The organism is Stenotrophomonas sp. YJH_SMC_105-26 (assembly GCF_059368915.1).
Window position 1 is genome coordinate 28,621 of sequence record NZ_JCAFSD010000009.1, and the last position, 26,564, is coordinate 55,184.

Annotated in this window: 22 protein-coding genes and 11 tRNA genes; 25 read left to right on the top strand and 8 right to left on the bottom strand. The window is 66.3% G+C overall.

Annotated features, from left to right (window positions below; all coding sequences use genetic code 11):
• Positions 1–41: 41 nt before the first annotated feature.
• The 4 genes from ppk1 to AC5P7F_RS17560 all read right to left on the bottom strand — a co-directional run bounded on the left by ppk1 (position 42) and on the right by AC5P7F_RS17560 (position 6,024).
• Positions 42–2,129, bottom strand: coding sequence for a polyphosphate kinase 1 (ppk1, locus tag AC5P7F_RS17545; protein ID WP_046429123.1), 2,088 nt, complete (start codon positions 2,127–2,129; stop codon positions 42–44).
• A gap of 4 nt (positions 2,130–2,133) precedes the next feature.
• Positions 2,134–3,465 (bottom strand): phosphate regulon sensor histidine kinase PhoR, encoded by a 1,332-nt coding sequence (gene phoR, locus AC5P7F_RS17550; RefSeq protein WP_005415460.1) that lies wholly within the window; start codon positions 3,463–3,465, stop codon positions 2,134–2,136.
• Between the two features lie 106 nt (positions 3,466–3,571).
• Entirely contained in the window at positions 3,572–4,261 is a 690-nt protein-coding gene (gene phoB, locus AC5P7F_RS17555) for a phosphate regulon transcriptional regulator PhoB (RefSeq protein WP_005408258.1), read from the bottom strand.
• A gap of 116 nt (positions 4,262–4,377) precedes the next feature.
• Positions 4,378–6,024: a M48 family metalloprotease gene (locus AC5P7F_RS17560; protein ID WP_164077619.1), complete on the bottom strand. Its 1,647-nt coding sequence runs from the start codon at positions 6,022–6,024 to the stop codon at positions 4,378–4,380.
• Positions 6,025–6,166: 142 nt separating this feature from the next.
• On the opposite strand from AC5P7F_RS17560, the gene grxC reads away from it, so the two are divergent.
• From grxC to AC5P7F_RS17590, 6 genes are all read left to right on the top strand, one after another.
• Positions 6,167–6,457, top strand: a complete 291-nt coding sequence (gene grxC / locus AC5P7F_RS17565) for a glutaredoxin 3 (RefSeq protein ID WP_004154541.1) — start codon at positions 6,167–6,169, stop codon at positions 6,455–6,457.
• The gene (locus AC5P7F_RS17570) at positions 6,454–6,846 is read left to right on the top strand and encodes a carboxymuconolactone decarboxylase family protein (RefSeq protein ID WP_004154542.1); all 393 of its coding nucleotides are present in this window, start codon (positions 6,454–6,456) and stop codon (positions 6,844–6,846) included. Before grxC ends, AC5P7F_RS17570 begins: the two co-directional genes overlap by 4 nt.
• Positions 6,847–7,168: 322 nt before the next feature.
• Positions 7,169–8,173 carry an isocitrate dehydrogenase gene (locus AC5P7F_RS17575; protein ID WP_014036138.1) on the top strand — a complete coding sequence of 335 codons (1,005 nt, stop codon included), beginning with the start codon at positions 7,169–7,171 and terminating at the stop codon, positions 8,171–8,173.
• 248 nt (positions 8,174–8,421) lie between these two features.
• Entirely contained in the window at positions 8,422–9,165 is a 744-nt protein-coding gene (locus AC5P7F_RS17580) for a cysteine hydrolase family protein (protein ID WP_014646091.1), read from the top strand.
• Between the two features lie 53 nt (positions 9,166–9,218).
• Entirely contained in the window at positions 9,219–10,127 is a 909-nt protein-coding gene (locus AC5P7F_RS17585) for a LysR family transcriptional regulator (RefSeq protein ID WP_164077915.1), read from the top strand.
• A 25-nt stretch (positions 10,128–10,152) separates the two neighbouring features.
• Positions 10,153–10,905, top strand: coding sequence for a TSUP family transporter (locus AC5P7F_RS17590; protein ID WP_164077916.1), 753 nt, complete (start codon positions 10,153–10,155; stop codon positions 10,903–10,905).
• Between the two features lie 11 nt (positions 10,906–10,916).
• Here AC5P7F_RS17590 and AC5P7F_RS17595 read toward each other — a convergent pair whose 3' ends face one another.
• Both AC5P7F_RS17595 and AC5P7F_RS17600 read right to left on the bottom strand, forming a co-directional pair.
• A complete protein-coding gene (locus AC5P7F_RS17595) occupies positions 10,917–11,537 on the bottom strand; it encodes a flavin reductase family protein (protein ID WP_014646094.1) in 621 nt (206 codons plus the stop codon).
• A gap of 89 nt (positions 11,538–11,626) precedes the next feature.
• Entirely contained in the window at positions 11,627–12,385 is a 759-nt protein-coding gene (locus AC5P7F_RS17600) for a Bax inhibitor-1/YccA family protein (RefSeq protein WP_014646095.1), read from the bottom strand.
• A 180-nt stretch (positions 12,386–12,565) separates the two neighbouring features.
• Between AC5P7F_RS17600 and AC5P7F_RS17605 the strand changes: the two genes are divergently transcribed.
• The 18 genes from AC5P7F_RS17605 to AC5P7F_RS17690 all read left to right on the top strand — a co-directional run bounded on the left by AC5P7F_RS17605 (position 12,566) and on the right by AC5P7F_RS17690 (position 23,766).
• Positions 12,566–12,642 (top strand) — tRNA-Pro (locus AC5P7F_RS17605).
• Positions 12,643–12,681: 39 nt separating this feature from the next.
• A tRNA-Arg gene (locus AC5P7F_RS17610) sits at positions 12,682–12,758 on the top strand.
• Positions 12,759–12,932: 174 nt separating this feature from the next.
• Positions 12,933–13,009, top strand: a tRNA-His gene (locus AC5P7F_RS17615).
• Positions 13,010–13,088: 79 nt separating this feature from the next.
• A tRNA-Lys gene (locus AC5P7F_RS17620) sits at positions 13,089–13,164 on the top strand.
• A 196-nt stretch (positions 13,165–13,360) separates the two neighbouring features.
• Positions 13,361–13,436, top strand: a tRNA-Lys gene (locus tag AC5P7F_RS17625).
• Between the two features lie 220 nt (positions 13,437–13,656).
• Positions 13,657–14,025, top strand: a complete 369-nt coding sequence (locus AC5P7F_RS17630; protein ID WP_111205354.1) for a hypothetical protein — start codon at positions 13,657–13,659, stop codon at positions 14,023–14,025.
• A gap of 139 nt (positions 14,026–14,164) precedes the next feature.
• A tRNA-Leu gene (locus AC5P7F_RS17635) sits at positions 14,165–14,249 on the top strand.
• A gap of 189 nt (positions 14,250–14,438) precedes the next feature.
• Positions 14,439–15,734: a trigger factor gene (tig, locus tag AC5P7F_RS17640; protein ID WP_032961818.1), complete on the top strand. Its 1,296-nt coding sequence runs from the start codon at positions 14,439–14,441 to the stop codon at positions 15,732–15,734.
• A gap of 74 nt (positions 15,735–15,808) precedes the next feature.
• Positions 15,809–16,435 (top strand): ATP-dependent Clp endopeptidase proteolytic subunit ClpP, encoded by a 627-nt coding sequence (gene clpP, locus AC5P7F_RS17645; RefSeq protein WP_019659528.1) that lies wholly within the window; start codon positions 15,809–15,811, stop codon positions 16,433–16,435.
• A 126-nt stretch (positions 16,436–16,561) separates the two neighbouring features.
• Entirely contained in the window at positions 16,562–17,851 is a 1,290-nt protein-coding gene (gene clpX, locus AC5P7F_RS17650; RefSeq protein ID WP_014646099.1) for an ATP-dependent Clp protease ATP-binding subunit ClpX, read from the top strand.
• 143 nt (positions 17,852–17,994) lie between these two features.
• Positions 17,995–20,442, top strand: a complete 2,448-nt coding sequence (gene lon, locus AC5P7F_RS17655; protein WP_014646100.1) for an endopeptidase La — start codon at positions 17,995–17,997, stop codon at positions 20,440–20,442.
• Positions 20,443–20,661: 219 nt separating this feature from the next.
• On the top strand, positions 20,662–20,934 hold the full coding sequence (locus AC5P7F_RS17660; RefSeq protein WP_004146343.1) for an HU family DNA-binding protein: 273 nt from the start codon (positions 20,662–20,664) through the stop codon (positions 20,932–20,934).
• Positions 20,935–20,945: 11 nt separating this feature from the next.
• A tRNA-Val gene (locus AC5P7F_RS17665) sits at positions 20,946–21,020 on the top strand.
• A gap of 26 nt (positions 21,021–21,046) precedes the next feature.
• Positions 21,047–21,123, top strand: a tRNA-Asp gene (locus AC5P7F_RS17670).
• An 82-nt stretch (positions 21,124–21,205) separates the two neighbouring features.
• Positions 21,206–21,282: transfer RNA gene (locus AC5P7F_RS17675), tRNA-Asp, on the top strand.
• 87 nt (positions 21,283–21,369) lie between these two features.
• Positions 21,370–21,446 (top strand) — tRNA-Asp (locus AC5P7F_RS17680).
• 106 nt (positions 21,447–21,552) lie between these two features.
• Positions 21,553–21,629: transfer RNA gene (locus AC5P7F_RS17685), tRNA-Asp, on the top strand.
• Positions 21,630–21,810: 181 nt separating this feature from the next.
• A complete protein-coding gene (locus tag AC5P7F_RS17690; RefSeq protein WP_046429130.1) occupies positions 21,811–23,766 on the top strand; it encodes a peptidyl-prolyl cis-trans isomerase in 1,956 nt (651 codons plus the stop codon).
• Between the two features lie 175 nt (positions 23,767–23,941).
• Here AC5P7F_RS17690 and AC5P7F_RS17695 read toward each other — a convergent pair whose 3' ends face one another.
• The gene (locus tag AC5P7F_RS17695; protein ID WP_046429131.1) at positions 23,942–25,144 is read right to left on the bottom strand and encodes a lytic transglycosylase domain-containing protein; all 1,203 of its coding nucleotides are present in this window, start codon (positions 25,142–25,144) and stop codon (positions 23,942–23,944) included.
• On the bottom strand, positions 25,141–25,905 hold the full coding sequence (gloB, locus tag AC5P7F_RS17700) for a hydroxyacylglutathione hydrolase (protein ID WP_014646155.1): 765 nt from the start codon (positions 25,903–25,905) through the stop codon (positions 25,141–25,143). The genes AC5P7F_RS17695 and gloB overlap by 4 nt, the downstream gene beginning before the upstream one ends.
• A gap of 11 nt (positions 25,906–25,916) precedes the next feature.
• On the opposite strand from gloB, the gene AC5P7F_RS17705 reads away from it, so the two are divergent.
• Positions 25,917–26,561 (top strand): methyltransferase domain-containing protein, encoded by a 645-nt coding sequence (locus AC5P7F_RS17705; protein WP_041863105.1) that lies wholly within the window; start codon positions 25,917–25,919, stop codon positions 26,559–26,561.
• Positions 26,562–26,564 lie beyond the last annotated feature (3 nt).

The window sequence follows — 26,564 nt, forward strand, 5'->3', positions numbered from 1 at the left end:
GATCGAATCCCGACCAGCGGTCGGGGTCCACCGGGGCAGGACTACAGCCCCTGCATCAATGCCATCTGCGCAGAATGCGGGGCTTCGTCGTGCGCCGGCGCACGCTTGTGGTAGAGGCCGTCGGCGTCCAGTTCCCAGGCGTTGAGGTTGTCGTCCAGGTAGTTCTGCAGGACCTCGCGGTACACCCGCTTGGCCAGTTCCGGATCGAGGATCGGGAAGCAGGTCTCGACCCGGCGCAGCAGGTTGCGTTCCAGCCAGTCGGCGCTGGCGCAGTACATCTCCGGCGCGCCGTCGTTGCCGAACCAGTAGACGCGGCTGTGCTCCAGGAAGCGGCCGACGATCGAGCGCACGCGGATGTTGTCCGAGACACCCGGAACGCCCGGACGCAGGGTGCAGGCGCCACGGATGATCAGGTCGATCTGCACGCCGGCCTGCGACGCGGCGTACAGCGCGCGCACCACCTGCGGTTCGTTCAACGCGTTCATCTTGGCGATGATCCGCGCTGGGCGGCCGGCGGCGGCGATGCGCGTCTCGCGCTCGATACGGCCGAGGATGCCGGTGTGCAGGGTGAAGGGCGACTGCAGCAGGCGCTTGAGCTTCATCTTCGAGGCCAGCCCGGACAGCTGCTGGAACAACAGGTGCACGTCATTGCCGATGTCCGGATCGGCGGTGATCAGGCTGATGTCGGTGTACGCGCGGGCAGTGCCGCTGTGGTAGTTGCCGGTGCCCAGGTGCACGTAGCGGCGCAGCTTGCGGCCTTCGCGGCGCACGATCAGCAGCATCTTGGCGTGGGTCTTGTAGCCGACCACGCCGTACACCACCTGCACCCCGGCCTCCTGCAGGCGATCGGCCAGGCCCAGGTTGGCCTCTTCGTCGAAGCGCGCACGCAGTTCGACCACTACAGTCACGTCCTTGCCGTTGCGCGCGGCCTGGATCAGTGCGTCGACGATCAGCGAATCCTTGCCGGTGCGGTACAGCGTCTGCTTGATCGCCAGCACGTTGGGATCGATCGCCGCCTGCCGGATCAGGTCCAGCACCGCGGTGAAGGCATCGAACGGGTGGTGCAGCAGCAGGTCCTGGCGCGCCGTGGTCTCGAAGATGCCGTCGCTGTCGCGCAGCGTGCGCGGGGTCATCGGCGGGTACTTCAGGTCTGGCTGCGCGATCAGGTCGTACAGCTGGATGATGCGGTTGAGGTTGACCGGGCCGTCGATGCGGTACACCGCGTTCTCGGTCAGGCCGAAATTCTGCAGCAGCGTGCGCACGATCTCGCGCGGCATGTCGTGGGCGATCTCCAGGCGCACCGCCGGCCGGTAGCCGCGGTCGACCAGTTCGTCGCGCAGCGCCAGCGCCAGGTTCTCCACTTCCTCCTCGTCCACCACCAGCTCGGAGTTGCGGGTGACACGGAACTGGTAGGCACCCTGGACTTCCATGCCCGGGAACAGCTCATCGACGAAGGTCGACAGCACCGAGGACAGGAACACGAAGTTCTGCGATCCGCCGAGCTTCTCCGGCAGCTGGATGATGCGCGGCAGCGAGCGCGGCGCACGCACGATCGCCAGGTGGCCGGCGCGGCCGAACGCATCGGTGCCCTTCAGCACCACCACGATGTTCAGCGACTTGTTGAGGATCTTCGGGAACGGGTGCACCGGGTCCAGGCCCAGCGGCGACAGCACCGGCATGATCTCGTTGCGGAAGTAGGCGCGCAGCCAGCGCCTCTGGCGGTCGGTCCAGGAATGGCGACCGAGCACGCCGATGCCGGCCTCCATCAGCGCCGGGCGCAGCGTCTCGTTCCAGCAGCGGTACTGCTGGTCCACCAGCTCCGCAGCGCGGTCATGGATGGCGTTGAGGATGGCCTGCGGGCTCATGCCGTCCGGCGCCGGCGGCAGGCCGAATTCCTGCGCGTGGCGCACGGCGGCGGCACGGATCTCGAAGAACTCGTCGAGGTTGGTGCAGGAGATGCACATGAAGCGCAGGCGCTCCAGCAGCGGCACCTGCGGGTCCATGGCCTGCGCCAGCACGCGGAAGTTGAAATCCAGCTGCGACAGCTCGCGGTTGATGTACAGCGACGGGTCGCGCAACGGATCGTTGTCCGGGCTCACGGGGAGGGGGAGGGATCCGAGGCTGCTCATGGCGTCATTCTTCGATGGAGGTCAGGGGGGCGGACTCGCGCGGGCGCACGTGGTCGGCATCGAAATGGCAGGAGAACACCGAGCCCTTGCCGACTTCGCTTTCAATCTCCAGCCGTGCGTGGTGCAGGCCGAGGATGTGCTTGACGATGGACAGGCCCAGCCCGGTGCCGCCGCTCTCGCGCGAGCGGCTGCTGGACACACGGTAGAAACGTTCGGTCAGGCGCGGCAGGTGGGTGGCGGGAATGCCGTAGCCGGAATCGCGCACCGCCAGAACGGCGCCGTCGCCTTCGCGGCGGAACTCCACCGCAATGCGGCCCCCGGCCGGGGTATAGCGCACCGCGTTGGTGACCAGGTTGGAGAAGGCACTGTGCAGTTCCTTGGTCGAACCCTGCAGGTCGACACCGGCCAGATCATCGATGCTGATCTGGTGGCGGCCCTGGCTGTGCGCCTCGGCCTCGCGGCGCAGGGTCGCCAGCATCGGCTGCATGGCCACGGTCTCTTCCTCGCTGTGCTCCTGCGATTCCAGCCGCGACAGGGTCAGCAGGTCTTCCACCAGCTGGGCCATGCGCTGGCTCTGCTTGCGCATTTCTTCCAGCATCGGGCCGGTGCCGGGGAAGTCCTCCGGATCCATCATGTCCAGGTAGCCGTGGACCACGGTGAGCGGCGTGCGCAGCTCGTGTGAAACATTGGCCACGAAGTCGCGGCGCACCTGTTCCAGGCGCAGCAGCTTGCTGACGTCGCGGGCGATCAGCAGCCAGTAATCCGACGAATAGGGAATCAGGCGCAGGTTCAGGCGGATCGCCGGATCGACCGGCGAGGGCACGTCCAGGATCGGTTCGGCATTGCGGCCACCGGCCAGCCAGTGGGCCAGCGGCATCGGTTGCAAGCGTTCGACCAGGGCCTCGCCAAGGTCGCCGGGATGGTGCAGGCCGAGCAGGGCGGTGGCCGCTTCGTTGAACCACTGCACGCGCTGGCTGTTGCGGTCCAGCACCACCACCGCGTCGGGCAATGCGGCGGCGGCGGCGCGGTAGCTGCGCAGCATGTCCAGCAGGCGGCGCTTGCGCACGCGCATTTCCACCTGGTTGCGATACAGCAGGCGGTCCAGTTCGTTCCAGACGCCGGTGCCTTCTTCGGCGGTGTCCCAGCGCTGGCGTGCGGTCAGGCGGCGCAGCACGCTGCGCAGGCGCCAGTAATGCCAGGCCAGGGTGGCCAGTGCGCCCAGCGCGATGCACAACCACAGATGGCCCGTGAACCACCCCACCAGTCCGGCGAACAGCAGTACCGCGGCAACGGTGGCCAGGGTCTTCAACCAGGCAGAGCGGATGTGGCGGGGCATTGCGGTCTCGTCGTTGAGGTGCGGCGGTTCACTGGAGTGAACCAAGGGTTATAGCAGAGTTGCCGGCACCGGCACCCGCAGGTGCGCGGTGCCGGCACGACGAGACTCAGGTGGCAGTGGAGAACCGGTAGCCGGCGCCGCGCACGGTCTGCACCATGTTCTCGGCGTTGAACGGTTCCAGCGTCTTGCGCAGGCGGCGGATATGCACGTCGATGGTGCGCTCCTCCACGTACACGCTGCCACCCCATACATGGTCCAGCAGCTGCGCGCGGGTGTAGACGCGCTCCGGATGGGTCATGAAGAAGTGCAGCAGGCGGTATTCGGTCGGGCCGATCGGCACCGGCTGGTCGTTGGCGAACACGCGATGGGCGGCGCCGTCGATGCGGATCGGGCCGACTGCCACGCTGCCGTCCTCGTCGTCCTCGCGGGCACGGCGCATCACCGCACGGATGCGCGCCAGCAGTTCGCGCGCCGAGAACGGCTTGACCACGTAGTCGTCGACGCCGGCTTCCAGGCCACCGACGCGGTCGTTCTCTTCGCCGCGGGCGGTCAGCATGATGATCGGCACTTCGCGGGTCAGCGTTTCCTTGCGCCAGCGACGGGCCAGGTCCAGGCCGCTGGTGCCGGGCAGCATCCAGTCCAGCAGGATCAGGTCCGGAACGCGGTCGGCGATCGCGGTCTGGGCCTCCCGGGCATCGCCGGCGTGGACCGGTTCGTAATCGCCCTTGCGAAGGGCGAAGGCGACCATTTCACGGATCGCGGGCTCGTCATCGACGATCAGGATGCGTTTCTGCACGAGGACACCGTAGGGCTCGGTTACTGGAGTGGTGCCAGTAGACTACGGTTTGATGACATGTTTGTGACTGCCCGGCCGGAACCGGCCTGGATTGCCATCGGCCGGTCATGCAGCGCTCAGCGCCGGTCCAGGTCCGGGTCCTGCACGCCCTGGCGGCGCAGCTCCAGCACGGTTGGGGTGATCGCTTCGATGCGGGCATCGACCCGCGCGCGGCCAATGTAATCCAGCGCCGGGTTGCGCTTGAGCGCCTGCAGCTGCAGCAGCGCCTGTTCCGGCCGACCGCTGAGGAAGGCGGCCTCGGCATAGGCCTCGCTGGCACGCACGCTGTCGCCGGCCAGCTCGCTGGCGCGGGCAAAGCGCTGCTGGAAGACCGGATCGTTACCGCTTTGCGACAACAGGGGGCGCAGCATCGCCTGCGCGCGCTGGCCGGCCTCGCGGTTGCCCTGTTCGTTCAGGATCTCGGCATAGGTCAGTGCCACCGGGCGGCTGTTGGGGTGTTCGCGCAGCAGCTGCTCGAAGCGGCTGTTGGCCTGGGCCGCCTGGCCTGCCCGCGATTCCGCTTCGCCCAGGCCCAGCGCCAGCCACAGGTTGCCGGGATGGGTCTGGAGCAGGCCGGCCAGGGTCTGCCGGGCCTGGCCGGCGCCGGCACGGCCACCGCGCATGACCGCCAGCGCTTGGCCATAGCGCTGCGCATCGTTGAGACCGTCCTTCTGCCGCTTGGCCAGGTCGGCATACTCGCGTTCCAGCTCGGGGGTGGAATCCGCGCTGAGCACGCGCAGGCGCTCACGTGCCCAGTCGAAGTCGCCGCTGGCGCCACGGTTGAGCTGGCCGATCGGGAGGCGCAGCACACTGCTGGGCAGCAGCGGGTTGTTGCCGCGCAGCAGCGGCTCGCCCAGGCTGGGATCGGCCGGGTCCACCCGCTCCTTGCGCTCGCCGGTGGGGGTGCTGGTGGTCAGCAGCATCGTATCCTTCTTCATCTGCTCGGCGCGGGCCTTGGCTTCGCTGATGCGGGTGATGTTGACCGGGTGGGTGCGCAGGAACTCGGGCACGCTGTAGCCCCCTTCGTTGCCACGCATGGCCGCCGACATCCGTTCGAAGAAGCCGGCCATGGCATCCACGTCGTAGCCGCTGCGCGACAGGGTGCGGATGCCCAGGCGGTCGGCCTCGGACTCGTTGGAGCGGGTGTAGTTGATCTGCCGTTGCTGCATCAGGCCCATGCCCGAGCTGATCGCGGCCATCGTCGCGTTGCCGGACGACGTGCTGTTGCTGGCCTGGGCGGCCACCACCGCTGCCAGCATGCCCAGCAGGATCGGGATCTGGTCACGCTGGGCGCGCTCGACGCCGCGCAGCACATGCTGCTGGGTGACGTGGGCGATTTCGTGGGACAGCACCGCAGCGACCTCGTCCTCGCGCTCGGCGGTCAGCACCAGGCCGGCATTGACCCCGATGTAGCCGCCCAGCGTGGCGAACGCGTTGATCTGGCGGTCGTTCATCACGAAGAAGGTGTACGGCTGCCGCGGCTGGTCACTGTTGGAGCCGAGCCGGGTGCCCATGGTCTGCAGCCAGTCGTTGACCAGCGGATCTTCCAGCAGGTAACCGTAGTTGCGCAGCTCGCGCAGCATCATCGCGCCGTACTCGGCCTGGCGGGCCGGGGTCAGCAGCTCGCCGGCCGAGGAGCCGATGTCGGGCAGCTTCTCCTGGGCCTGGGCCAGCGGCATGGCCAGGGCCAGGGTGACGGCGGTAGTCAGCAGCAGGGCTCGCAAGCAGGAGTTCCTCGGGCGGGGCGCGCCAAGCGTGGCAGGGCGGGGGGCAACCATTCGTTAATCCACAGTGTTGCGGCCGTGGCGTGGAAATTCCAGCGCACCGGTACCATATGTAGACCGTCGATCCATCGTGGAGTTTCCCGTGACAGCCCAGACCGCCGGCGGTGCCCCCGCCATCACCATCTATTCCACCGCCGTCTGCCCGTACTGCGTGGCCGCCAAGAACTTCCTGAAGAGCAAGGGCCAGCAGTGGACCGAGGTCCGCATCGACCTGGACCCGGCCGAGCGCGAGAAGATGATGGCGCTGACCCGCCGCACCAGCGTGCCGCAGATCTTCGTCGGCGACGTCCATGTCGGCGGCTACGACGACATGATGGCCCTGCACCGTGAAGGCAAGCTCGAGCCGCTGCTGGCCGGGCAGGGCCAGGCATGAGCGCGGCCGACGACGGCAGCAAGGACCGCATCGCCGAGTTCACCGAGTTCCGCAAGCGCATGAACGAGCGGATCCTGGGTGAGCCGAACCAGGTGGTGCGCCGCTTCTTCGCGCTGGACACGCAGACCTACCAGGCCGGCGCGCTGGACGTGAAGACCAAGGAGCTGCTGGGCCTGGTGGCCTCGATGGTGCTGCGCTGCGACGACTGCATCAGCTATCACGTGGCCCAGTGCAAGGACGCCGGCGTGACCCGCGAGGAGTTCTTCGAGACCTTCTCGGTCGGCCTGGTGGTGGGCGGATCGATCGTGATCCCGCACCTGCGCCGCGCGGTCGACTTCCTCGACCAGCTTGAAGGTGGCGCCGCCGCCCCGGCAGCGCACGAGCACTGAGGGGCGTGCCGGCCGCTGGCCGGTATTCCCTGAATCCGGCATGGCCGGGGTTGCCGGCCAGCGGCCGGCACTACCGCACCCGCGAGGGGCCTTCCCACGATCCAACAGCCCAGGAGCCCCCTTGTTGTTCAAGGGGGCGCGCCGACAGGCGCGGGGATAAGGCGGAATGCGCGGGCAATTCTGCCTGGGCCGGGCACTGGGACCATGGTCTATTTGGGACCTCGGCCCCGGCTCAGGCATAATTGCCGGTGAAACTTCCTTTGCGCCGGCGTTTCCGGGCACGTCCGGACGGCGTTTTTCCCCCTGTTCGGAACATCGATCAATGACGCAGAAAATTACGGTCATCCGCGGCGACGGCATTGGCCCGGAAATCATGGACGCCACCCTGTTCGTGCTCGACCAGCTCAAGACTGGCCTGGAGTACGAAGACGCCGACGCCGGCCTGGTGGCCCTGGAAAAGCACGGCGACCTGATGCCGGCAGTGACCCTGGAATCGATCGCGCGCAACAAGGTCGCGCTGAAGAGCCCGCTGACCACCCCGGTCGGTGGTGGCTTCACCTCGATCAACGTCAGCCTGCGCCGCCACTTCGACCTGTACGCCAACGTGCGTCCGGCCCACACCTTCCCGAACACCAAGTCGCGTTTCGACAACGTCGACCTGATCACCGTCCGTGAGAACACCGAAGGTGCCTACCTGGCCGAAGGCCAGGAAGTGTCGGCCGACGGCGAAACCGCCTTCTCCGGCACCCGCATCACCCGCAAGGGCTCCGAGCGCATCGTGCGCTACGCCTTCGAGCTGGCCAAGAGCACTGGCCGCAAGAAGGTCACTGCCGTGCACAAGGCCAACATCATCAAGTCGACCTCGGGCCTGTTCCTGAACGTCGCCCGTGAAGTCGCCGCACAGTACCCGGAGATCGAGTTCCAGGAAATGATCGTCGACAACTGCTGCATGCAGCTGGTGATGCGTCCGGAACAGTTCGATGTGATCGTCACCACCAACCTGTTCGGCGACATCATCTCCGACCTGTGCGCCGGTCTCGTCGGCGGCCTGGGCCTGGCCCCGGGTGCCAACATCGGCAAGGACGCGGCGATCTTCGAAGCCGTGCACGGCACCGCGCCGGACATCGCCGGCCAGGGCAAGGCCAATCCGTGCGCGCTGCTGCTGGCAGCCGCGCAGATGCTGGACCATGTCGGCCAGCCGGAAAACGCCGAGCGCCTGCGCAAGGCCATCGTGGCGACCATGGAAGCCAAGGATTCGCTGACCGGCGACCTGGGCGGCACCGGCACCACCATGAGCTTTGCCCAGGCCATCGCCAGCCGCCTGTAAGCGGCCGGCCGACCTCGGTTGGATCCACAGCGGGGCGCCTTCGGGCGCCCCGTTGCGTTGTGGGCCGGCCCGGTAGATCCACGCCGTGCGTGGAATGACGGGGCCTTGGTCCGCAGCCACCCATGGGGTGGCTCTACAGGGAAATTGTCTGTGCGTACATTGCACAGATCATGTGCCGCTACGCGGCTGGTTCGTGCGTCATGCGCTCCGCATCCTGTGCCCACTTCCCAACGCACTGGAGCTCGAACATGAACCTCACCGCCTTCGGCCTGGCCAGCCTGATCGGCATGGCCACCACCGCCCCGGTCGCCGCCGCCGAGCCGGCCCATCCCACCATCCGCCACATGGCTGGCGCGCCGGTCGCGACCTCGCTGGATGCGGCAAAGACCGCCGTGCTGGTCATCGACTTCCAGAATGAGTACTTCGATGCCACGGCCGCACCGGGCTTTGCCGGTGGCCGCATGGTCATTCCCGATGGCGTGGCCGCGCTGCGGCAGGCGAAGCGGGTGGTCGAATTCGCCGATGCTCATGGCATCCGCGTGATCCATGTGCAGCACGTGCTGCCGGCGGGTGCGCCGCTGTTCGCACAGGGCAGCGTCAATGCTGCCTTCCATCGCGACCTGCAGCCGCGCCAGGGCGAGACCGTGGTGCAGAAGGACAATGTCAGCGTGTTCGCCGGCGCGTCCTCCACCGTGCTCGACCCGCTGCTGAAGAACGCCGGCATCGACACCCTGATCGTCACCGGCCTGCAGACCCATGCCTGCGTGGCTGGTGCCGCGCGCGACGCGGCGGCCGCGCCCCGTGGTTACCGGGTGATCGTCTCGTCCGATGCCAGCGCCAGCCGTGACCTGGACCTGGCTGGCGGCCGGCGCATCGGCCATCGCACGCTGCATGAAGCCGCTCTGGCCCAGATCGAGGACGCCTTCGGCGATGTCATGACGACTGACGCGATCCTGGCACTGCCGGTGCGCAAGGCCGGCGACGGCGCTTGATAAGCTGGCGGGGCCCGCATGCCGCGGGCTCCGCCACGTGGAGCTGCCCGCCGATGGATCACTTCGCTGCCCTGCGTGCACTGCGCGCCATCGTCGATGCGGGCAGCTTCACCGCGGCAGCCGAGCGCCTCGGTACCACCCACTCGGCGATGTCGCGGCAACTGCGGCAGCTGGAAGAACACCTGCAGGTGCGCCTGCTCGATCGCAACAGCCGCCGGCTGTCGTTGACCGAGGCCGGGCGCGACTACTACCGTGAGGCGGCAACGCTGCTGGACCGCCTGCAGGAAGCCGACGACCGTGCCCGTGCCGGGCAGGCGCAGCCCAGTGGAAGCGTGCGGATCAGCGTGCCGCAGGTGGTGGCCAGCCAGGAGCTGCCGCACTGGCTGCCGTCATTCCTGCAGCGTTACCCCCAGGTCACGCTGGACCTGTCGGCCGATGACCAGCTGGTCGATGTGGTCGGTGGTGGTTTCGACCTGGCCCTGCGCATCGCGGTTTCACTGCCGGACAGCCAGCTGGTCGCGCGCGAGCTGGCCAGCTGCCCGCGCATCCTGGTCGCCGCACCGGCCTACCTGGCACGCCACGGACTGCCGCGGCAGGCAGCGGACCTGGCTCATCACACGCTGCTGGGTTTCAGTCCCACGCCAGCACTGCCGCCCTGGCAGTTGCAGGGGCCGCGCGGCGCAACCGCGAGCATCGAAGCCGGGCAGCGCCTGCGCGTGGATGCCACGCCCGCACTGTACGCCGCCGCGCTGGCCGGCATGGGCATCAGCCTGTTCACCGCCTTCACCGTGCAGGAGGATCTGCGCGCCGGTCGTTTGATCCGCGTGCTGCCGGCCTGGCATGCGGGCCAGCGACGCTACTTCGCGCTGTACCCGCATGCACGTGCACTGGCGCCCAAGGTGCGTGCGCTGGTCGAGCATCTCGCGGCGCACTACGCTGCACAGGAGAGCGCGGCAGGGTAGTCGCGCGGTTGCAGCCGGGGTGATGATGGAGTCGGTGTATCTGCTGGTCGCGCTTGGCGCGATCGTCGCCGGATTCGTACAGGGCCTGTCCGGTTTCGCCTTCGGGATGGTAGCGATGTCGTTCTGGGCATGGGGGCTGGAGCCGCGACTGGCCGCTGCGCTGTCGGTGTTCGGCGCGCTGGTCGGTCAGCTGGTGGCCGTGTTCACCGTGCGGCGGGGCTTCAACCTGCGCCTGCTGCTGCCGTTCGTGCTGGGCGGCCTGGCGGGCATTCCGCTCGGCGTGATGGTACTGCCACACCTGGACATGGACTGGTTCAAGGCGCTGCTGGGCGGCTTCCTTGCGCTGTGGTGCCCGGTGATGCTGATGGCGCGATCATTGCCGCCGATCCGCGTGGGTGGTCGTATCGGTGACGCGATCGCCGGCATGGCAGGTGGGGTGCTCAGCGGCATCGGCGGTTTCGCCGGACCGGTGCCGACGCTGTGGAGCACGCTGCGTGGCTTCGGCAAGGACGAGCAGCGCGCGGTCATCCAGAACTTCAACCTGGCGATGCTGGCAGTGACCATGGCCACCTATGTCGGCAGCGGCCTGGTGAGCCGGCAGATGCTGCCGTACTTCGCCATCGTGGCGCCGGCGATGCTGGTGCCGACCCTGCTGGGTGCGCGCGTCTACATCGGCATCAGCGAGGCGCGCTTCCGGCAGATCGTACTGAGCCTGTTGACCGCGTCGGGCATCGCATTGCTGGCGTCGTCGATGCCGGCGCTGCTGGCGCGGCCGTAACCGGTTGAACGTCAGGTCGGGCGGAACATGCGGAAGCGCTGTCCGGCACCGATGCGGAAGTAGTCGGCAGGCCCGCCGCCGCGCAGGATCGGGGCCGCCGCAGCGGTGTCGTAGATGCCATCGACCAGCAGCCGTTCATCGATATGCACCGTCACCACTTCGCCCAGCACCAGCCAGCCGTTGGTGTCCTGGCCGGCGGCATCGCGCAGGCGGACGATCTGCGTGCAGCGGCATTCCATGCTTACCGGGCTCTGTGCCACGCGGGGCGGTGTGACCTGCGTTGAGGCCAGTGGCGTCAGGCCGGCAAGGACGAACTCGTCGACATCCGGCGCGACCGCACGGCAGCTTTCGTTCATCGCCTCGGCCAGGTCGAAGGTGGCCAGGTTCCACACGAATTCACCGGTGGCTTCAATGTTGCGCAGCGAGTCTTTGCGGCCCTGGCTGGAGAAGCCGATGATCGGCGGTGTGTAGTTGAAGGCGTTGAAGAAGCTGTAGGGCGCCAGGTTCAACGTGCCCTGTGCGTCGCGGCTGGAAATCCAGCCGATCGGGCGCGGGCCGATGATGGCGTTGAACGGGTCATGCGGCAGACGGTGGCCCTCTGCCGGGCGGTAGCTGTGGAAGGTGTCGGGCATGGGGGCAGGGGACGTGTGGGCTTGCTCGACTCTACAAAAAAGCCGCGACCCTTGCGGATCGCGGCTTGTCTCTCTCGGCGTGGCTGGACTCAGCGCTGCTGGATCTTCGACAGCAGGCGCAGGAACTCCACATACAGCCAGACCAGGGTCACCATCAGGCCGAATGCGCCATACCACTCCATGTACTTCGGCGCGCGCTGGGCCACGCCGGTTTCGATGAAGTCGAAGTCCAGCACCAGGTTCAGCGCCGCCACGACCACCACGAACAGGCTGAAGGCGATGCCCAGCCAGCTGGAGTCGTGGATCACCGGCACGTTGATGTTGAAGAAGCCCAGCACGAACGAGGCCAGGTAGAGCAGGGCGATGCCGCCGGTGGCGGCGACCACGCCCAACTTGAAGTTCTCGGTGGCCTTGATCACGCCGCTGCGGTACGCGAACAGCAGCGCAAACAGGGTGCCGAAGGTCAGCAGCACGGCCTGGAACACGATGCCTGGGAACTTGGCGTTGAACAGGGCCGAGATGGCGCCGAGGAACACGCCTTCCACCAGCGCATACATCGGCGCGGTGACCGGCGACCATTCCTTCTTGAAGATGGTGATCAGCGCCAGCACCAGGCCGCCGATGGCGCCGCCCATGGCATACAACCTGGCTCCGGCCATGACCTGGCCGTAGTCGTCGATGGTCTGGTTCCAGGCGAAAGCGGCCGTCAGCACGGTCAACAGCAGCAGGAAACCGGTCTTGTTGACGGTGCCGTTGAGGGTCATTGCCTGGTCGGGGCTGGTCACCACCGAACCGCTGGCGAGGTCGAGGAAGGTCGACTCGGAAAGAGCCGGGTTGCCGCTGCGCATGCGTGTTCTCCGTGCGAATGAGGGTCAGGACGGCCATCCGGCCGATGGGCGTGAGCATAGCCGATGACTGCTTTCGGCGTTGTGGCAGGCCGCGGAACTGCGCATCCTTCGTTGACAGTTCCCAACGCGCTTGGCGACAATGACCAACTCCCCGGGCCTGACCCGAGGGGATTGCAAGACCGGGGTATAGCGCAGTCTGGTAGCGCGCCTGCTTTGGGAGCAGGATGTCGGGGGTTCGAATCCCTCTACCCCGACCAATCCCACGTCACGTCGGATTGGACACCGTTCCGGTTCGGGCGCCCGTAGCTCAACTGGATAGAGCACCGGCCTTCTAAGCCGGCGGTTACAGGTTCGATTCCTGTCGGGCGCGCCATTGGCGGGACAGCGGGATCGCAGCGGCGGATGTGAAGAAGTGCTTGCAAAAGCGTAAAGACTCCACCAGAATATCGGACTCGCTTCGGCGGACCGGAACTTCGGTGACAGTCTCCAGGCAAGGTTTCAAGGTTCCAGTGCTGGCGGTATCGGCGGTGGAGCGAAAGTTTCAGTGGTGGCTGTAGCTCAGTTGGTTAGAGTACCGGATTGTGATTCCGGTGGTCGGGGGTTCGAATCCCCTCAGCCACCCCACTGATTCAACCGCATCGGCGCAGCCGAAACGGTATTGCAATAAACAGAAAGCACGCTACAATGTGCGTCTGAGTTTCACGGGCCGTTAGCTCAGTTGGTAGAGCAGTTGACTCTTAATCAATAGGTCCAAGGTTCGAATCCTTGACGGCCCACCAAGACGGAAGCCACCTGGTACGCCAGGTGGCTTTTTTCTTATAGGTGTGACCCTTTTGTTTCAATGGGCCACACGTTGCAGGGCCCCGCCTGGCGTGGATCTGCAACGCATCGGGATCGCAGTGCTGGTTTCAACGATGTTGAAGAAAGTGCTTGCACCCACCGAGCGGATCGGGTCATAATTCGCGCCCCGATTTCGGGCTGTTAGCTCAGTTGGTAGAGCAGTTGACTCTTAATCAATAGGTCCAAGGTTCGAATCCTTGACAGCCCACCAGACGAAAGCCACTTGGTCATCCAGGTGGCTTTTTTCTTGCCCGCACGCCGGGTTGCGCTTCATCCACGCATGGCGTGGATCTACTGAAGCAGTGCTGAAATCAGGGGCATACGCGTCATCAGTGTTTTCAATGCTGTGCACTGCTTCTCACCGCATGGCGTCCTGCATCGCACCCAATAGATCTTCCGCGCCGATGGCGCATGCAGGAAGGAAGATGTTGATGGCTGAGATCACTCGATTGCACGGCACGGTGTGGATTCCCTTCGCGTTGATGGCACTGGCGGCCTGCACGCCGGGCAATGATCCCGCGCAGGCTGTCGAGCGTGATCCGGGCGCAGAGCGCATTCCGGCGCGCCAGATCGACGACGCCATGCAGTTGCGGCCGGCCCGGCCCGCGGAGGGGGAGGTCCTGCCCGGCGCGGTGGACGTACAGCGCAATGCGGACGGTTCGGTGGATGTGCGCAGGGCTGCGCCGGCGTCGGTGGCCCTGCGTCGCACCGACGATGGGGGCGTGGAGGTCCGGAAGGTGGATGCGGCCGTCGACCCGGGCTCAGGCGCGGCGCCGGCCCGCACGGTACCGCAGCAGTAGGCTGCGGCCAGCCCGGCGGGTCGCGCACCCGCCGGGCTGGCCGCGATGCAGCGATGGCGCGGAGCGTAGTGGATTCAGCTTTGTGCAGGCCTTCCGATTCCAGTCGCCGCCTGCGACAATGAACACCTGTGCCGGCCACGCGAAAGTGGCGGAATTGGTAGACGCCCTGGATTTAGGTTCCAGTGCCGCAAGGCGTGGGGGTTCGAGTCCCCCCTTTCGCACCAGTGCCGGCCTGTCCCCGCCCTGATCGGGCCATCGGCGCCCCCTTGACCGGCACGCGCTGGCAGTGCAGGCCGAATTGGGCGAAACTAAAGGGCTGCGGCAAGCAGGCGCGTCCCAGACGTCGTGTCCTAACAACCGTTTCATCCCAATCATCGAGCCGGGGGCCTGGGCCACCGGTGGCAGGAGTCAACATGCAAGCTTCGATCGAATCCACCGGCAACCTGGAACGCCGCCTGAGCTTCTCGCTGCCGGAAGAGCGTCTGCAGAGCCACATCGCCGGCCGCCTGGGCGAAATCGCCCGTACCACCCGCATCAAGGGGTTCCGTCCGGGCAAGGTGCCGGCCAAGGTGATCGAGCAGCGCTTCGGCGCGCAGGTCCGTGGCGAGGCGCTGGACGGCCTGCTGCGCGAGACCTTCGACGCGGCCGTGCGCGAGCACGACCTGCGCGTCGTCGGCAGCCCGCGCATCGACAAGGGCGACGAGGGTGAGTTCTCCTTCGTGGCCACCGTGGAAGTGGTGCCGGACTTCGGCGACATCGACGTCAGCAAGCTGACCGTCGTGCGCCACACCGCCGAGATCACCGACGCCGACATCGACCAGATGATCGAGAACCTGCAGAACCAGCGTCGCACCTGGGCCCCGGTCAGCCGTGGCGCGCAGGACGGCGACCTGGTCGCGGTGGAAACCTGGTCGCAGGCCGGCGAAGAGCGCCTGCCGGCCGAGGGCACCGAGAAGGGTTCGATCGTGCTCGGCCAGGGCATGATGTTCGACACCATCGAAAAGGGCCTGGTCGGCCTGGCCAAGGGCGAAGAGAAGACCCTGGACGTCGAGTTCCCGGCTGACTGGCGCGTGCCGGTGCTGGCCGGCAAGACCGTGCAGGTCACCGTCAAGGTTGCCGAAGTGTCCGAGCCGGTCGTGCCGGCGGTCGACGAAGCCTTCATCAAGAGCTTCGGCGTGAAGGGTGGCGACGTCGAGCAGTTCCGCAGCGACATCCGCGCCAACCTGGAGCGTGAGCTGAAGGGCGCGCTGATGAACCGCCTGCGCCGCGAAGTGGGCGAGCAGCTGATCGCGGCCTACTCGTCGGTGGAAATGCCGCCGCGCCTGGTCGAGAACGAAGCCCGCGCCATGCTGGCCCAGCAGGTCGAGCAGCTGCGCCGCAACGGCCAGAACGTCGGCGAGATCCCGGCCGATGCCCACGAAGGCTTCAAGGACGCCGCCGCCAAGCGCGTGCTGGTCGGCCTGCTGGTCGGTGAAGTGGCCCGCATCAACGACCTGCGCCTGGAAGCCAAGCGCCTGAACGAAACGATGCGTCTGATCGCCTCGACCTACGAAGAGCCGGAGCAGGTCATTGAGATGTACCGCAACGACCCCCAGCTGATGTCTGGCCTGCAGAACCGTGTGATGGAAGAGCAGGTGATCGACTGGATCGCCGAGCGTGCCCAGCACACCGAAGAGAAGCTGTCGTTCCAGGACGCGATCCGCCAGTAAGCCGGCGGATCACCGGATGCCCCGCGCCTTTGCCGGCGCGGGGTTGTTGCCCCCCAAGATAGGTACCTCACGTAATGGACAACCGAACCAAAGCCCTGAACCTGGTTCCGATGGTGGTCGAGCAGACCAGCCGCGGCGAGCGTGCCTACGACATCTATTCGCGCCTGTTGAAGGAGCGCCTGATCTTCCTCGTGGGCCCGATCGACGATCACATGGCCAACGTGGTGGTGGCGCAGTTGCTGTTCCTGGAATCGGAGAACCCGGAAAAGGACATCAACATCTACATCAACTCGCCGGGTGGCGTGGTCACCGCCGGCATGGCGATCTACGACACCATGCAGTACATCAAGCCGAATGTGAGCACCACCTGCATCGGCCAGGCCGCCTCGATGGGCGCCCTGCTGCTGGCCGCGGGCGAAGCCGGCAAGCGCTATGCGCTGCCGAACTCGCGCGTGATGATCCACCAGCCGCTGGGCGGCTACCAGGGCCAGGCCACCGACATCGACATCCACGCGCGTGAGATCCTGACCCTGCGTTCGCGCCTGAACGAGATCCTGGCCAAGCACACCGGCCAGTCGCTGGAGACGATCGCCCGCGACACCGAGCGCGACAACTTCAAGAGCGCCTTCGAGGCGCAGGCCTACGGTCTGGTCGACCAGGTCCTGGAGCGTCGTCCGGATGAGTCGATCCAGGCCGGTTGACCGGCCTTCACGGGGCCAGGGAGGCCCCGTTCCTGCAGGGTCGGGCGGGACTGGTGTCCCCTCGGCCCTGTGCTATTCTCGAATCGAACCCCCGTTCAGCGGGTGGGGTAACTGGGTAAGCGAAGCATGAGCGAAGACCGCCAAGGTCGTTCCACGGACACCGGCAAGATCCTCTACTGCTCTTTCTGCGGCAAGAGCCAGCATGAAGTGCGCAAGCTGATTGCGGGTCCGAGCGTATTCATCTGCGATGAGTGCGTGGAGCTGTGCAACGACATCATCCGTGAGGAACTTGAGGAAAAGGCGCAGTCGGCGCGCAGTTCGCTGCCCAAGCCGCGCGAGATCCTCGAGGTCCTCGACCAGTACGTGATCGGCCAGAACCGCGCCAAGCGCACCCTGGCCGTGGCCGTGTACAACCACTACAAGCGCATCGAGAGCCGGCAGAAGAACGACGACGTCGAACTGGCGAAGTCGAACATCCTGCTGGTCGGCCCGACCGGTTCGGGCAAGACGCTGCTGGCCGAAACCCTGGCCCGCCTGCTCAACGTGCCGTTCACCATGGCCGACGCCACCACGCTGACCGAAGCCGGTTACGTGGGCGAGGACGTGGAGAACATCATCCAGAAGCTGCTGCAGAAGTGCGACTACGACGTCGAGAAGGCACAGCAGGGCATCGTCTACATCGATGAAATCGACAAGATCTCGCGCAAGAGCGAGAACCCGTCGATCACCCGCGATGTGTCCGGCGAAGGCGTGCAGCAGGCCCTGCTGAAGCTGATCGAAGGCACCGTGGCCAGCGTTCCGCCGCAGGGCGGGCGCAAGCATCCGCAGCAGGAATTCCTGCAGGTGGACACCAAGAACATCCTGTTCATCTGCGGCGGCGCGTTCGCCGGGCTGGACAAGGTGATCCAGGCCCGTTCCACCGACGTCGGCAGCATCGGCTTCGGCGCCAAGGTGAAGAGCAGCGAGCGCAAGCAGGAAGTGGGCAAGGTGCTGGCCGAAGTCGAGCCGGAAGACCTGATCAAGTTCGGCCTGATTCCGGAGTTCGTCGGCCGCCTGCCGGTGGTGGCGACCCTGGAGGAGCTGGACGAGCCGGCCCTGATCAAGATCCTGACCGAGCCGAAGAACGCCATCACCAAGCAGTTCAAGAAGCTGTTCGAGATGGAGAACGTCGAGCTGGAGTTCCGTCCGGACGCGTTGTCGGCCATCGCCAGGAAGGCGCTCAAGCGCAAGACCGGTGCCCGTGGCCTGCGCACCATCGTCGAATCGGTCCTGCTGGACACCATGTACGACCTGCCGTCGCAGGAAAACGTCAGCAAGGTGGTGGTGGACGAATCGGTGATCGAGCACAAGTCCGAGCCGTACCTGATCTACCAGACCCCGGCGGTCCCTGAACAGAAGGCCGCAGGCGCCGAGTGATCCTTCCAGGTTGTTGATTGGAAAGGATTTTCAAGGAATGCCTTGCATCTGAAAGCCGATGGCCCCATAACGGGGCCATCGGCTTTTTTTGTCTCCGGAAGATGCCCTCCCGGAGGCGGTTTTCCCCCTTCCCTGGAGCCCCCATGGCCCGTTCCCCAAGTGAAACCCTCGACCTGCCGGTCCTGCCGCTGCGCGACGTAGTGGTGTTCCCGCACATGGTCATTCCGCTGTTCGTCGGCCGTGACAAGTCCATGCACGCGCTCGAACAGGCAATGGAGGCGGACAAGCGCATCCTGCTGCTGGCGCAGAAGTCGGCCGAAACCGACGACCCGCATGCGGCCGACCTCTACCAGGTCGGTACGCTGGCGCAGGTGCTGCAGCTGCTGAAGCTGCCCGACGGCACCATCAAGGTGCTGGTCGAAGGCCTGTCGCGCGTGCAGGTCACCCACGTTGACGAGCGCAACGGCTCGCTGCACGGCCAGGCCGTGGAGATCGACGCCAGCGACGAGCGCGAAGCGCGCGAGGTCGAGGCGATCGCCCGCTCGCTGATGTCGCTGTTCGAGCAGTACGTGAAGACCAACCGCAAGCTGCCGCCGGAACTGCTGCAGACGCTGTCGGGCATCGATGAGCCGGCGCGCCTGGCCGACACCATCGCCGCGCACATCAGCGTGCGCCTGGCCGACAAGCAGCGCCTGCTGGAAACGCTGGCCGTCGGTGACCGCCTGGAGATGCTGGTCGGCCTGGTCGACGGCGAGATCGACGTGCAGCAGATGGAGAAGCGCATCCGCGGCCGCGTGAAGTCGCAGATGGAGAAGAGCCAGCGCGAGTACTACCTCAACGAACAGATGAAGGCCATCCAGAAGGAACTGGGTGACCTGGACGATGCGCCTGGCGAGCTGGAAGAGCTGGCGCGCAAGATCGCCGAGGCCGGCATGCCGAAGGCCGTTGAGGCCAAGGCGCGCAACGAGCTGAACAAGCTCAAGCAGATGTCGCCGATGTCGGCCGAAGCGGCGGTCGTGCGCAACTACCTGGAGTGGTTGCTGGGCGTGCCGTGGAAGAAGCGCAGCAAGGTTCGCAAGGACCTGAAGGTGGCGCAGGACACCCTCGATGCCGATCACTACGGGCTGGAGAAGGTCAAGGAACGCATCCTTGAATACCTGGCGGTGCAGTCGCGCGTGAAGCAGATGAAGGGCCCGATCCTGTGCCTGGTCGGGCCGCCGGGCGTGGGCAAGACCTCGCTGGGACAGTCCATCGCCAAGGCCACCAACCGCAAGTTCGTGCGCATGTCGCTGGGCGGCGTGCGTGACGAGGCCGAGATCCGTGGCCACCGTCGCACCTACGTCGGTTCGATGCCGGGCCGCATCGTGCAGAACCTCAACAAGGTCGGCAGCAAGAACCCGCTGTTCGTGCTCGACGAGATCGACAAGATGTCGATGGACTTCCGCGGCGATCCGTCCTCGGCGTTGCTGGAAGTGCTCGACCCTGAGCAGAACAACGCGTTCAACGACCACTATCTGGAAGTGGACCTGGACCTGTCTGAAGTGATGTTCGTGGCCACCTCGAACTCGCTCAACATTCCCGGCCCGCTGCTGGACCGCATGGAAGTGATCCGCATCCCCGGCTACACCGAGGATGAGAAGCTCAACATCGCCACCCGTTACCTGGTGCCCAAGCAGGTCAAGGCCAACGGCCTGCAGCCGGAAGAGCTGGAGATCGGCAGTGACGCCATCCAGGACATCGTGCGCTACTACACGCGCGAGTCGGGCGTGCGCAACCTGGAACGCGAGATCGCCAAGATCTGCCGCAAGGTGGTGAAGGAGATCGCGCTGGCCGGCCCGCAGCCGGTGAAGGCGAAGAAGGGCGCGAAGAAGAAGGCGCTGGTGAGCGTGTCCAGCAAGAACCTGGACAAGTACCTGGGCGTGCGTCGCTTCGACTTCGGCCGTGCCGAGGAAGAGAACGAGATCGGCCTGGTCACCGGCCTGGCCTGGACCGAGGTGGGTGGCGATCTGCTGCAGATCGAATCGACGCTGGTGCCGGGCAAGGGCCAGCTGATCCTGACCGGCCAGCTCGGCAACGTGATGAAGGAATCGGCTTCAGCGGCGCTGTCGGTGGTGCGTTCGCGCGCCGTCGGCTTCGGCATCGACAGCGACTTCCTGCAGAAGCACGACGTGCACCTGCATGTGCCCGATGGCGCTACGCCGAAGGACGGCCCGAGTGCCGGCGCGGCGATGGTCACCTCGCTGGTATCGATGCTGACCAAGGTGCCGGTGCGTGCCGACGTGGCGATGACCGGCGAAATCACCCTGCGTGGTCGCGTCACGGCCATCGGTGGACTGAAGGAGAAGCTGCTGGCCGCACTGCGTGGCGGAATCCGCACGGTCATCATTCCCGAGGAGAACCGCAAGGACCTGGCCGACATCCCGGCCAACGTCACCCGCGATCTGGAGATCGTGCCGGTGAAGTACATCGAAGAAGTCCTGGACCTGGCGCTGGAGCGTCCGTTGGCACCGAAGAAGGCGCGCAAGAGTGCGCAACGTGTCACGGTGCGCAGCAAGGCCAAACCGAGTGGAAACGCGCGCGTCAAGCATTGACGCGCGCTGTCCAATGGCCCGAAACCCGCGTCGTTGCTGGCTTTCCAGCTTGCGTGGGGGTAGGGCCACTGGTATAAAAGCAGCACTCGCGAATGAGTGATCGCAGTCTGGCGATCGCTGAATTCGGCGAACCGTTTCCACATGGCGGCCGCATGCAGAGCGCGTGCGGTTGCTTCCCTGTCGAATAAGCGGAACCCACCGCCAAAGGAGTTGTAGAGAATGAACAAGACCGAATTGATCGATGCCGTTGCTGAAGCTGCAGACCTGACCAAGGCCGAGTCCAGCCGCGCTGTCGATGCCGTCGTTGCTGCCGTCACCAAGGCGCTGAAGGACGGCGATGCGGTCACCCTGGTTGGCTTCGGTACCTTCCAGGTCCGCGACCGTGCTGCCCGCACCGGCCGCAACCCGAAGACCGGCGACACCATCAAGATCGCTGCTTCGAAGAATCCGTCGTTCAAGGCTGGTAAGGCCCTGAAGGATGCTGTAAACTAAGCGGCTCGCTGGGGTGCTTAGCTCAGCGGTAGAGCGTCTCCTTTACACGGAGAGGGTCGGGGGTTCGAAACCCTCAGCACCCACCACAGCACCGCGGTAAAAGTTTGAGTGTGGAGCGGTAGTTCAGCTGGTTAGAATGCTGGCCTGTCACGCCGGAGGTCGCGGGTTCGAGTCCCGTCCGCTCCGCCATTCAACGAGGCCTCCGGCCAAAAGCTGGAGGCTTTGTTTTCTCCCGGTCCAGGCCGGCTGAAAGCAAAAAAGGTAACAACGCGGAGCGGTAGTTCAGCTGGTTAGAATGCTGGCCTGTCACGCCGGAGGTCGCGGGTTCGAGTCCCGTCCGCTCCGCCACTACATCGAGGCCCCCGGCCTGAAGCTGGGGGCCTTGTCTTCTCACCGACAGGTTCGGAAGGAAGGCGAAAAGGTTTTTGCAAGAACGGAGCGGTAGTTCAGCTGGTTAGAATGCTGGCCTGTCACGCCGGAGGTCGCGGGTTCGAGTCCCGTCCGCTCCGCCATTGCAGAATTCTTAAGTCCCTGTGAAAAAACTTTGAAAAAAGTGTTCATCGGGCTGGGTTTCCAGGGAGTCTTCGGATATACTGGGCGCCTGCAAAGTTCAAGCGCGGAGCGGTAGTTCAGCTGGTTAGAATGCTGGCCTGTCACGCCGGAGGTCGCGGGTTCGAGTCCCGTCCGCTCCGCCAACTTCAAAAGCCCTCGGCGCAAGCCGGGGGCTTTTTCTTTGCGCCATGGTGGAAATGGCCGACACACGGATGGCGCATGCCTGCCGATGTGGGCGCAGGCCGCGCTGGCGCTGCTTTTGGTCCCTGCGGCGAAGCGGGTTACACTGCCGGGCTCGCCAATAAGGCCTTGTGATTCCTCACCATGCTGCAGAAACTCCGCGACAAGACCTCAGGCTGGATCGTCACTGTGATCCTGGGGCTGCTGATGATTCCGTTCCTGTTCGTGATCGACAACAGCTACCTCGGTGGCGTTGGCGCACAGAACGTGGCCAAGGTTTCCGCGCCGCCGACCTGGTGGCGTTCGGCGCCGTCGTGGTGGCCGGTGCGCATGCTGTGGCAGCACCACGAGATCAGCTCGCAGGATTTCCGCACGCGTTTCGAGCAGGAGCGCATGCGTGAGCGCCAGCAGCAGGGCGACAACTTCGACCCGCGCGCGTTCGAGAGCACCGAGAACAAGATGGCCGTGCTCGATCAGCTGATCGACGAGCAGGTCGTGCGCCTGGTCGGTGAGCAGGCAGGCGTGGTGATCGGCGACGGCGCGGTGCGCGAGTACATCGCGACCATGCCCGCATTCCTCGATTCGAACGGCAAGTTCAACGAGAACAACTATCGCCTGGCCCTGGCCGGCGGCAACCCGCCGCGTACGCCGACCCAGTTCCAGGAGCTGGTGCGCGAGAGCCTGCAGCAGTCGGTGATTCCGTCGGGCCTGCAGAGCTCCGGCTTCGTCACCCAGGCCGAGACCGAGCGCCTGTTGAAGCTGCTGGGCGAAACCCGCGACGTCGAGCTGGCCGCGTTGCCGCCCGTACCGGCCGATACCGCGCCGGTGACCGATGAGCAGATCAAGCAGTGGTACGACAGCCACGGCAAGGATTTCCGCCAGGCCGAGAGCGTGTCGCTGGAGTACGTCGAGATCAACGGCGCGAACCTGCCGGCACCGGCGGCGGCCGATGAAGCCACCCTGCGCAAGCGCTATGAAGACGAGAAGGCGAAGTTCACCTCGCCGGAGCAGCGCCAGGCCTCGCACATCCTGATCACCGGTGACGGTGCAGAAGCCAAGGCGAGCAAGATCGCTGCCGAAGCCAAGGCCGCTGGTGCCGATTTCGGCGCGCTGGCCAAGGCCAATTCGGAAGATCCGGGCTCCAAGGACCAGGGCGGGGACCTGGGTTGGGTCGAGCGCGGTGCGATGGTGAAGCCGTTCGAGGACGCGCTGTTTGCGGCCAAGGCCGGTGATGTGATCGGCCCGGTGAAGACCGAGTTCGGTTACCACATCATCAAGGTGGCCGCTGTGCGCGGTGGCCAGGGCAAGTCGTTCGAGGAAGTGCGTGACACGCTGGCCGCCGAACAGCTGAAGGCCGACGGTGAGCGTGGCTTCAACGAGCTGGCCGGTCGCCTGGTCGATGCCATCAACAAGAGCCCGAGCGACCTGGCCGCTGCCGCCAAGGAAGTGAACCTGCCGCTGCAGACGCTGGGCCCGATCACCCGCGCGACCGCCAGTGGCATTGCCGCTGACCCGGCCGTGCTGCGTGCGGCGTTCTCCGACGTGCTGGTGCAGGACGGCACCGCCAGTGACCCGATCGCCCTGGGGGGCGCGACCAACCACAGCGTGGTCATCCGCGTGGCTGCGCACACCCCGGAACAGGCCCTGCCGCTGGACAAGGCTCGTGACCAGGTGATCGCCGCGATCCGCGCTGACCGCCAGCGCCAGGCCAGCGACAAGGCGGCCGATGCGATCCTGGCCAAGCTGAAGGCGGGTGCCACCCTGCAGTCGCTGGCCGCCAGCGAGAAGCTGCAGCTGAGCCCGATGCCGGGCCTGCCGCGCAGCCAGCCGGTGCCGACCCCGGAAATCAACCGCGCGATCTTCAGTGCGCCGGTGCCGGCCGAAGGCAAGCCGAGCTATGGCAAGGTCGACGTCAATGGCCACGCGCTGCTGTTCGCGGTGAACAAGGTCAATCCGGGCGACATCAAGGAAGTGACTGCAGAGCAGCAGAAGCAGCTGAAGGAACAGCTGAGCCAGATCGATGGCATGGCCGCGGCCAAGGCCTACATCGAGGCGATGCGCAAGAAGTTCGTGATCCAGACCACCGAGGCGAACCTGTAAGCCTTGCGGCTGCATCCATGAGAAAGGCCCGGCACTGCCGGGCCTTTTTTTGTGCCTGCCGATGTGTAGCGTCGAGCCATGCTCGACTGCGTCTGCCGGGCGCAGGCATGAAAAAGCCGAGCAAGGGCTCGGCTCTACAGGAAACAGGGCAGGGCGCGGCGGTGCCGCGCCGGACTCAGTCTTCCACGCGCAGCACGGCGCCCGGCTTCAGCACGCTGCTGCCGCTCAGGCCGTTCAGCGACAACAGGGCCTTGACCGGCATGCCGTAGCGGCGGGCGATGGTCCAGGCCGACTCGCCATCACGCACGGTGTGGCGGCGGCTGCGCGGACGATCAGCGATCGCGGCGACGGTCTTGGCCACCTGCGGCGTCGGTGCTGCGGTGGCGACCGGCGCAGCGCTGGCGACCAAGGCGGATGCGGTGTCCGCCACCGTCGCATTGGCAGCCGAGACAGGAGCCAGCACGCGGGTGGTACCCGACGAGGCGCGGCCACCGCCCGCCAGGGCGGGGTTGAGGCGGGCGATCCTGGCCGGGTCCAGGGCGCGCTGTGCGGCCCACTGCTGGACGCTGGTGCCGGCGGGCAGGGTGTGGTCCTTCAGCACCGGCACGGTGCGGTCCAGCGAGGCCATCACGCCCGGCTGGTCTTCCACGTCTTCCAGCACGCAGGCCAGGGCATGCAGCTTCTCGACGTAGGCATGGGTGACCGGCGACAGGCCGGGCAGCGCCGACGGCTTGGCGTTCTGCGCGTTCATGCCGGCCTTGCGCATGGACTGCAACACGCGGTACTCACCGGCGTTGTAGGCCATGGTGGCCAGGCGCCAGTCGCCGCCGAACATGCCGTGCAGGGTCTTCAGGTAGCGCACTGCGGCCTGGGTGGAATCGACCGCCGACAGGCGGCCATCGTAGCCGTTGGCCATGGGCACGCGGTGGTTGCGCGCGGTGGTGGCGATGAACTGCCACAGGCCGGTCGGGCCGCTGCCATTGCGGGCATTGGGCCGGTAGCCGCTTTCCACGAACGGGATCAGTGCGAATTCGGTAGGCAGGTTGGCCTTGCGCAGCTCTTCAACCACGTAGCCGAACAGCACCAGCGCATCGTCATCCTGGTTGGCCAGGCGCGACGGGGCGTGGGCGAACTGCTTCTGCCAGCGCGGGCTGGTGGCCTCGGCATTGCAGGTGGGCTCGGCCAGGCCGTCGCGGAAGCTGGAGAAGATCTCCTGGCCATTGCGGACCGACGCGGCCGGCAACGCGGCCGGATCCAGCGGCAGGGCTGCCGCGGCGGCCAGGTTCTGGCCGATGCCCGCGCCCAGCGACTGGGCACCGGCGGTTCCGGCCAGCCCCAGGACCAGGCCCAGGGCCAGCGGCAGACTTCGGCGCATCATGCGCGGAAGCCGTCTTTCCAGTGCCGGAGACCGGCCATGACGTCGACGTCGTCAACGACGTCGCGGCCCAGGTGCGCCGACACTGCCGCGCGGATCGGCGCCGTGTGCACACGCAGGAACGGATTGCAGTCGAATTCGTTGGCCAGGGTTACCGGCAGGGTGGAACGGTCATCGCGGCGCATGGCCAAAGCCTCCTCTTGGCGCTGCCACAGGGCAGCGTTGGCGGGGTCGACATGCCGCGCGAAGACGGCATTTGACACGGTGTACTCGTGGGCGCAACAAAGCAGCAGTTGCGCGGGCAAGGTACCCAGCTTGCGCATCGATGCCAGCAGCTGGGACGGCGTACCTTCGAACAGGCGTCCACAGCCCAGGCTGAACAACGAATCTCCGCTGAAAAGATGTTCAGCAGTGTGAAACGCGATGTGGCTGCGGGTATGCCCGGGCACGGATAGTACGTGGAACGTCCGGCCCAGTGCCTGAACGCGTTCACCTTCGCCGACCCGCTCGGTCGCTGCAGGGATGCGCTCCTCGACGGGCGCGATGACCCGTACACCGGGAAAACGTGCCTGCAACGCGGGCACGCCACCGATGTGGTCATCGTGGTGATGGGTGAGCAGGATCGTGTCCACGCGCAGGCCCTGATCGGCCAGCGCAAGCACCGGCGCGGCATCGCCGGGATCGACGACCACGGCGGCGCCAGCGTCGTCGATCAACGTCCAGATGTAGTTGTCCGCAAATGCGGGCAGGGCAGTCAGTCGCATAGAATTGGACCATGCCCGCGCTGCAGAGCACCCGTCAAGCGAGCCAGGCCCCGTGGTTCGACACTGAACCGGCGGGCTCCTTGCGCGTGCTGGAGCGGCAGTTGCTGCTGCCGCAGCTGTCTGTCCTGCCGACGCAGCCCTGGCTGTGGATCGCACCGAGTGCGGCCTGGCTGGAGGATGCGCAGCTGGGCGGGCGCGGGTTGCGGCTGTTCCGGCAGGGCCAGGGCTATGCCGGCGACACCCGCTGTGCGCTGCCGCTGCCGCTGGCCAGCGAGAGCGTCAACGCGGTCGTGCTGCAGCATGTGACCGCGGGCGATGCGGAGCGACTGCTGGACGAGTGCGAGCGCGTGCTGATGCCGGGCGGCCACCTGTGGCTGAGCAGCCTCAACCCGTTCAGCCCTTACCGCACGCATTGGCGCCAGCACGGACTGGTGGTGCGCACGCCACAGCGGATCCGCCTGCTGCTCGGCCGCCACGGGCTGGAGTGCGACGATATGCGTTACCTCGGCCCGCTCTGGCGCGGTGCAGGCAGTCGCCGCACGGGCGGTTGGGCGCCGCTGCGCGCGGCCTGCCTGTTCCATGCTGAAAAGCGCACGCTGGCCCTGCCCGGGCCGAAACCGTTGCCGGTGCGTTGGCTCGGCACCGTTGCCACCTGATCT

What these genes read in the sequence shown, in the direction of transcription:
- AC5P7F_RS17660 (WP_004146343.1), top strand. Translation starts at nt 20,662, where the DNA reads ATGAACAAGACCGAATTGATCGATGCCGTTGCTGAAGCTGCAGACCTG.
- AC5P7F_RS17600 (WP_014646095.1), bottom strand. Translation starts at nt 12,385, where the DNA reads ATGCGCAGCGGCAACCCGGCTCTTTCCGAGTCGACCTTCCTCGACCTC.
- clpP (WP_019659528.1), top strand. Translation starts at nt 15,809, where the DNA reads ATGGACAACCGAACCAAAGCCCTGAACCTGGTTCCGATGGTGGTCGAG.
- clpX (WP_014646099.1), top strand. Translation starts at nt 16,562, where the DNA reads ATGAGCGAAGACCGCCAAGGTCGTTCCACGGACACCGGCAAGATCCTC.
- tig (WP_032961818.1), top strand. Translation starts at nt 14,439, where the DNA reads ATGCAAGCTTCGATCGAATCCACCGGCAACCTGGAACGCCGCCTGAGC.
- AC5P7F_RS17570 (WP_004154542.1), top strand. Translation starts at nt 6,454, where the DNA reads ATGAGCGCGGCCGACGACGGCAGCAAGGACCGCATCGCCGAGTTCACC.
- AC5P7F_RS17590 (WP_164077916.1), top strand. Translation starts at nt 10,153, where the DNA reads ATGGAGTCGGTGTATCTGCTGGTCGCGCTTGGCGCGATCGTCGCCGGA.
- AC5P7F_RS17575 (WP_014036138.1), top strand. Translation starts at nt 7,169, where the DNA reads ATGACGCAGAAAATTACGGTCATCCGCGGCGACGGCATTGGCCCGGAA.
- ppk1 (WP_046429123.1), bottom strand. Translation starts at nt 2,129, where the DNA reads ATGAGCAGCCTCGGATCCCTCCCCCTCCCCGTGAGCCCGGACAACGAT.
- phoR (WP_005415460.1), bottom strand. Translation starts at nt 3,465, where the DNA reads ATGCCCCGCCACATCCGCTCTGCCTGGTTGAAGACCCTGGCCACCGTT.
- lon (WP_014646100.1), top strand. Translation starts at nt 17,995, where the DNA reads ATGGCCCGTTCCCCAAGTGAAACCCTCGACCTGCCGGTCCTGCCGCTG.
- AC5P7F_RS17690 (WP_046429130.1), top strand. Translation starts at nt 21,811, where the DNA reads ATGCTGCAGAAACTCCGCGACAAGACCTCAGGCTGGATCGTCACTGTG.
- gloB (WP_014646155.1), bottom strand. Translation starts at nt 25,905, where the DNA reads ATGCGACTGACTGCCCTGCCCGCATTTGCGGACAACTACATCTGGACG.
- AC5P7F_RS17705 (WP_041863105.1), top strand. Translation starts at nt 25,917, where the DNA reads ATGCCCGCGCTGCAGAGCACCCGTCAAGCGAGCCAGGCCCCGTGGTTC.
- AC5P7F_RS17630 (WP_111205354.1), top strand. Translation starts at nt 13,657, where the DNA reads ATGGCTGAGATCACTCGATTGCACGGCACGGTGTGGATTCCCTTCGCG.
- AC5P7F_RS17595 (WP_014646094.1), bottom strand. Translation starts at nt 11,537, where the DNA reads ATGCCCGACACCTTCCACAGCTACCGCCCGGCAGAGGGCCACCGTCTG.
- AC5P7F_RS17695 (WP_046429131.1), bottom strand. Translation starts at nt 25,144, where the DNA reads ATGATGCGCCGAAGTCTGCCGCTGGCCCTGGGCCTGGTCCTGGGGCTG.
- AC5P7F_RS17580 (WP_014646091.1), top strand. Translation starts at nt 8,422, where the DNA reads ATGAACCTCACCGCCTTCGGCCTGGCCAGCCTGATCGGCATGGCCACC.
- AC5P7F_RS17585 (WP_164077915.1), top strand. Translation starts at nt 9,219, where the DNA reads ATGGATCACTTCGCTGCCCTGCGTGCACTGCGCGCCATCGTCGATGCG.